This window comes from Variovorax sp. KBW07, from assembly GCF_003852515.1.
In the GTDB taxonomy this organism is placed as follows: domain Bacteria; phylum Pseudomonadota; class Gammaproteobacteria; order Burkholderiales; family Burkholderiaceae_C; genus Variovorax.
The window spans coordinates 1-10,737 of record NZ_QAJK01000182.1; the positions used below are offsets into that span (position 1 = coordinate 1).

Annotated in this window: 7 protein-coding genes; all 7 read right to left on the bottom strand. The window is 67.3% G+C overall.

The genetic code is table 11. From position 1 onward, the window contains the following. Window positions 1-77: 77 nt before the first annotated feature. A complete protein-coding gene (locus DBV14_RS30135) occupies window positions 78-1,220 on the bottom strand; it encodes an ABC transporter permease (protein WP_124465102.1) in 1,143 nt (380 codons plus the stop codon). Next, window positions 1,213-2,742, bottom strand: a complete 1,530-nt coding sequence (locus DBV14_RS30140) for an ABC transporter ATP-binding protein (protein WP_124465104.1) — start codon at window positions 2,740-2,742, stop codon at window positions 1,213-1,215. The genes DBV14_RS30135 and DBV14_RS30140 overlap by 8 nt, the downstream gene beginning before the upstream one ends. A 124-nt stretch (window positions 2,743-2,866) precedes the next feature. After that, a complete protein-coding gene (locus DBV14_RS30145) occupies window positions 2,867-4,246 on the bottom strand; it encodes an NCS2 family permease (protein WP_124465106.1) in 1,380 nt (459 codons plus the stop codon). A gap of 77 nt (window positions 4,247-4,323) precedes the next feature. After that, window positions 4,324-5,307 (bottom strand): LysR family transcriptional regulator, encoded by a 984-nt coding sequence (locus DBV14_RS30150; protein ID WP_124465108.1) that lies wholly within the window; start codon window positions 5,305-5,307, stop codon window positions 4,324-4,326. Between the two features lie 106 nt (window positions 5,308-5,413). Continuing rightward, the gene (gene xdhB, locus DBV14_RS30155) at window positions 5,414-7,882 is read right to left on the bottom strand and encodes a xanthine dehydrogenase molybdopterin binding subunit (RefSeq protein ID WP_124465110.1); all 2,469 of its coding nucleotides are present in this window, start codon (window positions 7,880-7,882) and stop codon (window positions 5,414-5,416) included. Window positions 7,883-7,884: 2 nt separating this feature from the next. Next, complete coding sequence (xdhA, locus tag DBV14_RS30160) at window positions 7,885-9,537, bottom strand: xanthine dehydrogenase small subunit (protein ID WP_124465112.1); 1,653 nt, start codon at window positions 9,535-9,537, stop codon at window positions 7,885-7,887. Window positions 9,538-9,728: 191 nt separating this feature from the next. Beyond that, entirely contained in the window at window positions 9,729-10,508 is a 780-nt protein-coding gene (locus tag DBV14_RS30165) for a sulfite exporter TauE/SafE family protein (protein ID WP_124465114.1), read from the bottom strand. Window positions 10,509-10,737 lie beyond the last annotated feature (229 nt).

Sequence of the window (10,737 nt, forward strand, 5' to 3'; positions counted from 1 at the left end):
CGGCGCGAGCGTCGCCCTGAAGAACAGCAGTCACCGAACCAGACACAACGCGACGAACAGAAAGACAGCGCTTCATGCTAGTGCGCCCCTTCAGTCGGACGCGCAACAGGCGCAGTCAACGGCGTACTGGCTTGCAGCGAACTCGTCGTCAGGATGGCCTTCGCAGCAGCCTTGCGACGGATGCGATAGGCGATGAGCGTGTCGCAGGCCAGCAGCGTGAACAGCAGCAGCCCCTGGAACACACCCGTCAGCGACTTCGGCAGGCCCAGGCGCGACTGCGCCAGTTCGCCGCCGATGTAGAACATGCTCATCAGGATCGCCGAGAACACCATGCCCACCGGGTGCAGCCGCCCGACGAAGGCCACGATGATCGCCGCGAAGCCGTAGCCGGCCGGCACGTACGGCGTCAGCTGGCCGAGCGGGCCGGCGACTTCGAGTGCACCGGCCAGGCCGGCCGCGCCGCCCGACGTGAGCAACGCGATCCACACCGCGCGCCGCGCCGAGAAACCCGCATAGCGCGCCGCCGCCGGGGCCAGGCCGCCGACCTGCTGCGCGAAGCCGGCGCGCGTGCGGAACAGGAACACCCACAGTGCGCCCACGCCCACCAGCGCGATGATCAGGCCGATGCTCACGCGCGAGCCCTTGAACAGGCGCGGGATCTGCGTGACCGCCTCGAAGGTCTTCGACTGCGGAAAGTTGTAGCCGTTCGGGTCTTTCCAGGGACCGAACACCATGTAGCTGAGCAGCAGCGTCGCCACGTACACCAGCATCAGGCTCACCAGGATTTCATTCGCGTTGAACTTGTCGCGCAGGAACGCCACGATGCCAGCCCACACCATGCCGCCGAGCGTGCCCGCCACGAGAATGGCCACGACGATCCACGAGCCGGTGTTCTTGTCGGCCAGCAACGCGACGCCGCCCGCGACGATGGCGCCGAACACGAACTGCCCCTCGGCGCCGATGTTCCATACGTTCGAGCGAAAGCACACCGCCAGGCCCAGCGCGATGATCAGCAACGGGGTCGCCTTGATCATCAGTTCGCCGAGCGCGTAGCCGTTCTTGATGGGTTCGTAGAAGAACACCATCAGGCCCTTGACCGGGTCCTTGCCGAGCGCGGCAAACAGCGCCACGCCGATCAGCACGGTAATGAGCAGCGCCAGGATCGGCGATGCAAAAGTCCAGAAGCGCGAGAGCTCCGGGCGAGGTTCGAGCTTAAACATGGGCCGCCTTTGCTTCCTTGTGCTGCCCTTGCCACAGGCCGCTCATCCATTCGCCGATCTGCGGCAGCGTGGCGACCGCGCGGTCGATGGACGGCGACAGCCTGCCCTTGGCGATCACGTGCAGCCGGTCGCTGATGTCGAACAGTTCGTCGAGTTCTTCGCTGACCACCAGCACGGCGCAGCCGGCATCGCGCAGCGCGAGGATTTCGCCGCGGATCAGCGCGGCCGCACCCACATCCACGCCCCAGGTCGGTTGCGAGACGATGAAGAGCTTGGGGTTGGCGTCGATCTCGCGGCCGACAATGAATTTCTGCAGGTTGCCGCCCGACAGCGAGCGTGCCGCCGCGTTCGGGCCGCCGGCCTTCACGTTGAAGCGCTCGATGATCGCCCTGGCGTGTTTCTCGAGCGCACCGGTGCGAATCCAGCCGCCCTTGCCCACCGCATTGCTGCGCGTGAGCAGCAGGTTGTGCGCCAGGCCCAGCGTGGGCACGGCGCCGCGGCCCAGCCGCTCTTCAGGCACGAAATGCAGGCCCAGCGCGCGGCGCGAACGTGGCCGCAAACGGCCGGCCGGCTTGTCGAACACCTGCACCATCGAGGCCTCGGCGCGCACGTCTTCGCCGGACAGCGTGTAGAGCAGTTCCTTCTGGCCATTGCCCGAAACGCCCGCGATGCCGACCACCTCGCCGGCCCGCACCTCGAACGAGATGCCGTCGAGGTCGACGCCGAACTGGTCTTCGCGCGCCAGCGAGAGGCCCTTCACGCGCAGCGCCACCGCACCCGCATGCACCGGGCGGTGCTGCAACGGCGGCGGCTCGCTGCCGATCATCAGCCGCGAGAGCGATTCGTTGCTCTCGTTCTGCGGATTGCACACGCCCGTGACCTTGCCGCCGCGCAGCACCGTGCACGCCGTGCACAGCTCGCGGATCTCGTGCAGCTTGTGGCTGATGTAGAGAATGCTGCAGCCCTCGGACGAGAGCTTGTTCAGCACCGTGAAAAGCTTGATGACGGCCTGCGGCGTGAGCACCGAGGTCGGTTCGTCCAGGATCAGCAGCTTGGGGTTGGTCAGCAGCGCGCGGATGATTTCCACGCGCTGCATCTCGCCGACCGACAGCGTGTGCACCGGCCGCGAGGGGTCGATGTCCAGGCCGTATTCGCTGGCCTTGGCCGTGATGCTGCGCGCCACTTCGGCCAGCTGCAGCGACTTGTCCAGCCCCAGCCACACGTTCTCGGCCACGGTAAGCGTGTCGAACAGGCTGAAGTGCTGGAACACCATGCTGATGCCCAGCGCCCTCGCCTGCTGCGGGTTGCGCAGGTTGACGGGCTGGCCGTCGAAGGTGACGGTGCCTTCGTCGGGCTTGACCGACCCGTAGATGATCTTCATCAGGGTCGATTTGCCGGCGCCGTTCTCGCCGAGCACGGCATGGATTTCGCCGGGCGCCACGGCCAGGGAGATGTCGCTGTTGGCCACCACCGCGGGATACCGCTTGGTGATGTGCGCGAGCTGGAGTCTGGGGGTTGTCATGCCGGGTTTCGTGGGTTTTGTCTCGTTCAAACAGCAACAAGCGGGAACAGCTATCAGTTTAATAGCACTGACAGCTGTTGCCGCGACCATCGGCGCCCGACGGCGCTTCGCTCAGTTCATTGTTTCAGTGCCCGCCGATATAGGCGAACTTGAACAGGAACACGGCGGCGATGACCCACACCATGGCATGCACTTCCCGTGCCCGGCCGGTGAAGAGCTTGAGCACCGCGTAGGTGATGAAACCGAAGGCCAGGCCATTGGCAATCGAGTAGGTGAACGGCATGGCCAGCGCGGTCACTGCCGCCGGGATCACCTCGGTGGTGTCTTCCCAGTCGAGCTCGACCAGGTCGCGCAGCATCAGGCAGCCCACGAAGAGCAGCGCCGGTGCGGTGGCATACGCCGGCACCGACCCCGCCAGCGGCGAGATCATCAGGCAGGCCAGGAACAACAGCGCCACCACCACGGCCGTGAGGCCGGTGCGGCCACCCGCCTGCACGCCCGCCGCGCTTTCCACGTAGGCCGTGGTGCTCGAGGTGCCGAGCAGCGAGCCCGCGAAGATCGCGCCGCTGTCGGCCAGCAGCGCCTTGTTCATGCGCTCCATCTTGCCGGGCACCAGCAGGCCGGCGCGCTTGGCCACGCCCATCAGCGTGCCGGTGGCGTCGAACATCTCGACCAGGAAGAACACCAGCACCACATTCAGGATGCCGCCCTTCAGCGCGCCCAGGATGTCGAGCTGCATGAAGGTAGGCGCAATCGATGGCGGTGCATCGAACACGCCATGGAACTTGTTGCCGCCGAAGAAGAACGACAGCACCGTCACCAGCATGATCCCGATGAGGATGGCGCCGCGCACCTTCAGCCGATCGAGCGCCACGATGACCAGGAAGCCCAGCGTGGCCAGCACCACCGGTGCCGAGTGCAGGTCGCCCAGCGTGACGAAGGTGGCCGGTGAGGCGGCAACGACGCCCGCGCTCTTCAGCGCGATGAGCGCCAGGAACATGCCGATGCCCACCGTGATCGCAGTTCGCAGCGACTGCGGTATGCCCTGTATGAAAAGCTCCCGCAACCCGGTGACCGTGACGATCAGGAACAGGCAGCCCGAGATGAACACCGCACCCAGCGCCACCTGCCACGTGTAGCCCATGCCCAGCACCACCACGTAGGCGAAGTAGGCGTTCAGGCCCATGCCCGGCGCCATGGCGATCGGGTAGTTGGCGTACAGGCCCATGATCAGCGTGCCCAGCGCCGCAATGAGGCAGGTGGCCACGAAGACCGCGCCCTTGGGCATGCCCGCGTCCCCGAGGATCGACGGGTTCACGAAGATGATGTAGGCCATCGTCAGGAAGGTCGTGAGCCCGGCAATGACTTCGGTGCGCACCGTCGTGTTGTGCTCGGTCAGCTTGAACATGCGTTCAAGCCAGCCGGCGTTGTGCGGCGCGGGGCGCGCGGCTTTCCCCGAGGCGTGGGGATCGGTGACCTTTGGCACCTCTTCAAACCTGTTCATTTCGCTTGTCTCCAGCTGTTGTATTTGGCGGTTCGTTCATCGTTGCCTCGGTCGCGACGCCGGCGCGACCGAAGGATTCAGGGTGGGTCCGGGGCGTCAGGCGGAAGGGTCCGCGCCGAGGCCGGGGTGAAGGCGGGCCGCAGCGAAGCCGCGACGTCCTTGATGCATTCGCGCAGCCAGCGCGCGGAGCTCGACGAATGGGTGCGTTCGTGCCAGAGCTGGTAGTACATGAGCCGGGGCAGCGCCACCGGGCAATCGAGAATCTTCACCGGCAGCCGCGCCGCGAAACGCTCGCAGTACTGGCGCCCGGTGGTCAGCACCAGCAGGCTCGAGGCCACGATGTCGGGAATGAGGCTGAAGTGCGCGCAACGCGCCGTGATGTTGCGCTGCCGCCCGAGCTCGTCGAGCATCTGGTCGATGATGCCGCGCCCGCCGGGGTGCATGGGCGTGGGCGCGATGTGCTCGGCCGCCAGCCATGTTTCCAGGTCCCAGCCGCGGCGCACCGCCGGATGGTCCTGGTTGACCAGCGACACCACCTCGTCGCCGAACAGGCGCGCCATGTGCAGGTCTTCCGGCGGCTTGAGCCAGTTGCCGATGACCAGGTCGACCTGCCCCAGCGCCAGGTGGCCGTGGTAGTCCGAATCGGGCGAGAGCGCATGGATCTCGACCTGGCACAGCGGTGCTTCGCGCTTGACGTGCGCCACCAGCATCGGCAGGAACAGCGGGTCCATGTAGTCGCTGGCGGCAATGCGAAAGGTGGTGGCCGCCGACTGCGGCTCGAAGCCGCGCGCATCCGAGAACAGCATCTCGGCCGCGCGAAGAATGCTGGCCGCGGGCTCGATCATTCGCAGCCCCGCGTCGGTGGGCACCATGCCCGAGCCCGAGCGCACCAGCAGCGGGTCGCCCGACAGCTCGCGCAGGCGCTTCAGCGCGGCCGACACGGCCGGCTGGTACATGCCCAGGCGAATGGCGGCGCGCGAGACGCTGCGGTCGGTCAACACGGTGTGCAGAACCCGTATGAGATGAAGATCGATCTTGTCGAAAAGCGCCTGGTCTCTCATGGCTGTTCACACCTTTCTTGTCTGTGCGAACAGTTATACAGCGCGGCATTTGGCGAAACCGGGTGGAATGGAAGTGAAGCTCGGACCGTGCGAGCACGGCCCGCGTTCATTCGACCGATACGGATGGCACCGCCTGGACAGCGGTGACGGCGCGAAGAATCGACTCACTCGTGGCCGGCGCCTTCAGCGGCGGATCGATGCGGTGGCCACCGGCCGCCGACACCGCATCGCGGATCGCGAAGAACACCGAGAACGGCAGCAGCAGCGGCGGCTCGCCCACGGCCTTGCTGCGGTGGATCGAGTCCTCGAAGTTCTGGCCTTCGAACAGGCGCACGTTGAACACCGGCGGGCAATCGTTGGCAGTCGGAATCTTGTAGGTGCTGGGCGCGTGCGTGGTGAGCTTGCCGCTTTGCGGATGCCACACCAGCTCTTCAGTGGTGAGCCAGCCCATGCCCTGGATGAAGGCGCCCTCGACCTGGCCGATGTCCACCGCCGGGTTCAGCGACTTGCCCGCGTCGTGCAGGATGTCGGCGCGCAGCAGCTTCCATTCGCCGGTGAGCGTGTCGACGATCACCTCGCTCACCGCCGCGCCATAGGCGAAGTAGTAGAACGGGCGGCCCTGCATCTTGTCCTTGTCCCAGCTGAGACCCGGCGTGGCGTAGAAGCCATCGGACCACAGCTGCTTGCGGTCGAGGTACGCCTCGCCCACCACGGTGCTGAAGGCCAGCGAACGGCCGTTGACCTCGACCTTGTCGTTGGCGAAGCGCACCTCGCTCGCCTTGCCGCCATGGCGTTCGGCCGCGCTTTCGGCCAGCCGCTCGCGGATCTGGCGGGCCGCGTCCTGCGCGGCCTTGCCGTTCAGGTCGGCGCCGGTCGATGCGGCCGTGGCCGAGGTGTTGGCCACCTTGGTCGTGTCGGTCGCGGTCACGCGCACGCGCTCGAAGCTCACGCCCAGCTCGTGCGCCACCACCTGCGCCACCTTGGTATTGAGGCCCTGCCCCATCTCGGTGCCGCCGTGGTTCACGAGGATCGAGCCGTCGGTGTACACGTGCACCAGCGCGCCGGCCTGGTTGAAGTGCTTGACGTTGAACGAGATGCCGAACTTCAGCGGTGCCAGCGCCAGGCCGCGCTTGAGCACCACGCTTTTTGCATTGAACGCCGCGATGTCTTCGCGCCGCGCGCGGTAGTCGCTGCTGGCTTCCAGCTCGGCCACCAGTTCGTGGACGATGTTGTCGGTCACGGTCTGGCGGTATGGCGTGACGTTGTTCTCGGCCTTGCCGTAGAAGTTGACGCGCCGCACGTCGAGCGGATCGCGCTTCAGCTCGCGCGCCACCGAGTCGAGAATGTTCTCGATGGCAATGGCGCCCTGTGGTCCGCCGAAGCCGCGGAAGGCGGTATTGCTCTGCGTGTTGGTCTTGCCCGAGAAGCCGTGCATGGCCACGTTGGGCAGCCAGTAGGCGTTGTCGAAGTGGCACAGCGCGCGGGTCATCACCGGACCCGACAGGTCGGCCGAGTGGCCGGCGCGCGAAACCATGGTGATCTCGGCGCCGAGGATGCGGCCCTCGTCGTCGTAGCCCACTTCGTACTCGTACCAGAAGCAGTGGCGGCGGCCGGTGATCATGAAGTCGTCGTCGCGGTCGAGCCGCAGCTTGACCGGGCGCTGCAGCTGCCGCGCCGCGATGGCGGCCACGCAGGCGAACAGCGCCGACTGCGATTCCTTGCCGCCGAAGCCGCCGCCCATGCGACGGCATTCGACATGCACCTCGTTCGACTGCAGGTGCAGCGCGTGCGCTACCAGGTGCTGCATTTCGCTCGGGTGCTGCGTCGAGCAATGGATGTGCAGCGCGCCGCCTTCCTTGGGAATGGCGTAGCTGATCTGCCCTTCCAGGTAGAACTGCTCCTGGCCGCCCACGTCGAGCGTGGCCTTGTGGCGGTGCGGCGCCTTGGCGATGGCGGCGCGCACGGCAGCCTCGTCGCCCTGGTTGGCGCTGCCGCCGCTGCGCACGATGTGCATCGGCGGCACCACGTACTGGCCGCGCTCGTGGGCGGCCTGCGGCGTGAGCACGGGTGGCTGCGCCTCGATGGTCATCGCCTCCTTGGCCTTGGCGGCGGCGCGCCGGGCCGCATCGCGCGTCTCGGCGATCACCGCGAACACCGGCTGGCCGAGGTAGCGGATTTCGCCGCCGTCGTTCACGGGCAGCAGGATCGGGTCGTCGTGAATGATCGAGCCGCAGTCGTTGGTGCCGGGAATGTCGTCGGCCGTCAGCACCGTGACCACGCCGGGCATGGCGCGGATGGCGTCGAGCGACAGCGCGGTGACGCGGCCATTGGCCGCCGGCGACAGGCCCAGCGCGCAGTGCAGCGTGCCGGTGAGTTCGGGAATGTCGTCGATGTAGGTGGCTTCGCCCGCGACGTGCAGGTGCGCCGATTCGTGCGGCCGGCTGATGCCGACGCGCGCGCCCAGGTCGTGCGCGAGCGCTTCGGCGCCGACGTCGATGCGGGCGGCGGTGTTGGTGAGGTAGTCGGCAAAAGCCTCGGCGGGCTGCAGCAGGCGGGCGTCGATGGGTTTGTTCATGGTCAGACTCCTTCGGCGGCGGCTTTGTCCGTGGCCTTGGCCGCGGCATGGGGCATCACGCTCCAGACACTGGTTTCTTCGAGCGACAAGGCGTCTTCGGCGCGGGTTTCGAGCCACAGGCGCTGGATCAGGTTCTGCGCCACCTGCAGCCGGTAGTCGGCCGAGGCGCGCATGTCCGACAGCGGCTTGAAGTCTTGCGCCAGCGCGAGCTTGGCGGTGGCCACGCTGGCTTGCGTCCATGGCTTGCCCACGAGCGCCGCCTCGGCATTCGCGGCGCGCTTGACGGTGGCGGCCATGCCGCCGAAGGCCAGGCGAACAGCCTTGACGATGTCGCTGCCCTCTTCCAGCTCGATCGCAAAACCCGCGCACAGCGCCGAGATGTCGCAGTCGAAGCGCTTGCTGATCTTGTAGGCACGCACCTGGCGGCGCATGGCCGACAGCGGAATGGCCAGCCCCTGCACGAACTCGCCGGGCTGCAGCTGGTTCTTCATGTAGTCGATGTAGAAATCGGGCAGCGGCATGCGGCGCACCGCCTCGCCGCGGCGCAGCTCGATCTGGGCGTCGAGCGACATCAGCACCGGCGGCGAATCGCCGATGGGCGAGCCGTTGGCCACGTTGCCGCCCATGGTGCCGGCGTGGCGGATCGGTGGCGAGGCAAAGCGCAGCCACACGTCCGACAGGCTGGGCACGCGCTCCACCAGCGCCGCGAAGGCCGATTCGAGCGACGCGCCGGCGCCGATGTACAGCTCGCCGCCTTCGGCGTCGGGACGGATTTCGATGGTCTTCATTTCGGCCACGTCGCCCACGTAGATGATGTCGCCGAGGTCGCGAAACTGCTTGTTGACCCAGAGGCCGACGTCGGTGGAGCCGGCCAGCAGTTGGGCACGCGGTTTCTGTTCGCGCAGCGCGGCCAGCTGGGCCAGGGTCCGGGGGGCGTGGAAGTGGTCCATGCGGGCGCCCAGCGGCGCGGCATAGTCGGCCAGCCCGTCGTGTTGCAGCGCGGTCAGCGCCGCCACCACAGGCTGCGTATCGAGCCGCACGGCCGGCAGGTCGAACATGCGCTGGCCCGCATCGAGGATCGGCCGGTAGCCGGTGCAGCGGCACAGGTTGCCCGACAGGTCGTCGGCCAGTTGCTGGCGCGTGGGCTGCGTGCCCTCGGCCTGGTGGTGTTCGTAGGCCGACCACAGCGACATCACGAAGCCCGGCGTGCAGAAGCCGCACTGGGAACCGTGGCAGTCGACCATGGCCTGCTGGACCGGGTGCAGGGTGTGGACGGCGTGCTGCTTCTTGCCGTTGCTTTGGCCATCGCCCGCCTTGTGGCTGGCGCACTGGCCCTTCAGGTCTTCGACCGTGAACAGCGCCTTGCCATGCAGCGTGGGCAGGAACTGGATGCAGGCGTTGACCGTCTGCAGGTTCAGCCCGCCGACGGCGCCGGGCGCATCGGCGTCGCCCGCCAGTTCGCCGATGACGACGGTGCAGGCGCCGCAGTCGCCCTCGTTGCAGCCTTCCTTGGTGCCGGTGCAATGGGCGTCTTCACGCAGCCAGTCGAGCACGGAACGGGTCGGGTGGACGCCGGTGACGTCGACGATCTTTCCGCGATGGAAAAAGCGGATCGGCTGAATCTTGCTGCTGTGGCTGCTGCTATCGGTGCTCATGCTTTTGGGGCTCGTGGGGGACCCGTCGTGGGTCAGTCATGGACGTTAGCGGCTTGTTCGGCGTCGTGCATACGGGGCCGCCCATAAAGCGTATGTAGGGGCCGGTATGCCACGTACGGGGAAACCCTTGCGGGCAAGCTGCAATTCTCGGGCCATGCGAGGGTGGCAGGCGCGAAAAACCGGCCCTGTTGTCAGCGCTGCGCGATCGCCATCCAGGCGGTGGCGGTCAGCGTCGAGCCCGCCGCCGCGAGCAAGCCGCCGACCAGCCATTTCAGCGTGCGCGGCTGCAGCTTGTTGGGCAGGCGGTGGTGCAGCCGGGTCGCGCCGTACACGACCGGCATCGCGCACCCGGCGAGCAGCGCCGAATACAAAGAGAAATGCCCCGTCGGCACCACGATGACGAGGCGCACGAGCGAGTTGAAGGCGAACATCAGCAGCAGCGCCCGGCGCACCAGCTCGCGGTCCAGCGGCTGGCGGTACATGTGAAAGACGATGGGCGGCCCCGAACTCGAAAACAGCCCGCCCAGCACGCCCGACAGGCCACCGATGGCGGCAAAGCTCCTGGGCCCCGACACCGTGGGCAGCGGCCGGCCCTGCAGCACCAGCAGCAGCGCGCAGCCCAGGATCGACACGCCCAGCAGGCCCCGCAGCCATTCGACCGCGCTGCCGCTGAGCCAGGTGAGCAGCATGAGCCCGCCGATGACGCCGACGGTGCTGCCGTTGAGCGCGGGCTTCATGAGTTGCCAGGGGACCACGCCGGGCCGGGCGCGGAAGTACGCCCAGGCGTTGACGAGGCTGAGCACGGTGGCGGCGTTGGCGGTGTCGCTGACGCTGGCGATGTGGAACACCGAGACGAGGCCGAGCAGGATGAGGCTGAATGCAAAACCGGTGAGGTTCTGCGCGTAGGTGGCGAGCGCGACGCACGCCATGAAGACCAGCACGGGGCCGGCCTGGGTAAAAAACGCTTGCACCGGGGTCGTCGTCAGGGTGCGATGGGAGGCGCGAGGTGGGAGGTGCGGGAGACGGGGGAGAAGAGAGACGAAACGGGCATTCGGGGCAGATCAGGACGACGGGGAAACGCGGTTGGCGCCCTCCGAGAATAACGCGGCGGGGGGAGGCGCTTGGGGCACCGGGTTTTGCTCTGTGACGCGGGTTCATTCAGGGCGCGTGCGACTGACGCCGGGTACTCCCCTCCGCGAA

Coding starts and splice junctions, on each gene's coding strand:
- DBV14_RS30145 (WP_124465106.1), bottom strand. CDS start 4,246: ATGAACAGGTTTGAAGAGGTGCCAAAGGTCACCGATCCCCACGCCTCG.
- DBV14_RS30150 (WP_124465108.1), bottom strand. CDS start 5,307: ATGAGAGACCAGGCGCTTTTCGACAAGATCGATCTTCATCTCATACGG.
- xdhB (WP_124465110.1), bottom strand. CDS start 7,882: ATGAACAAACCCATCGACGCCCGCCTGCTGCAGCCCGCCGAGGCTTTT.
- DBV14_RS30135 (WP_124465102.1), bottom strand. CDS start 1,220: ATGTTTAAGCTCGAACCTCGCCCGGAGCTCTCGCGCTTCTGGACTTTT.
- xdhA (WP_124465112.1), bottom strand. CDS start 9,537: ATGAGCACCGATAGCAGCAGCCACAGCAGCAAGATTCAGCCGATCCGC.
- DBV14_RS30140 (WP_124465104.1), bottom strand. CDS start 2,742: ATGACAACCCCCAGACTCCAGCTCGCGCACATCACCAAGCGGTATCCC.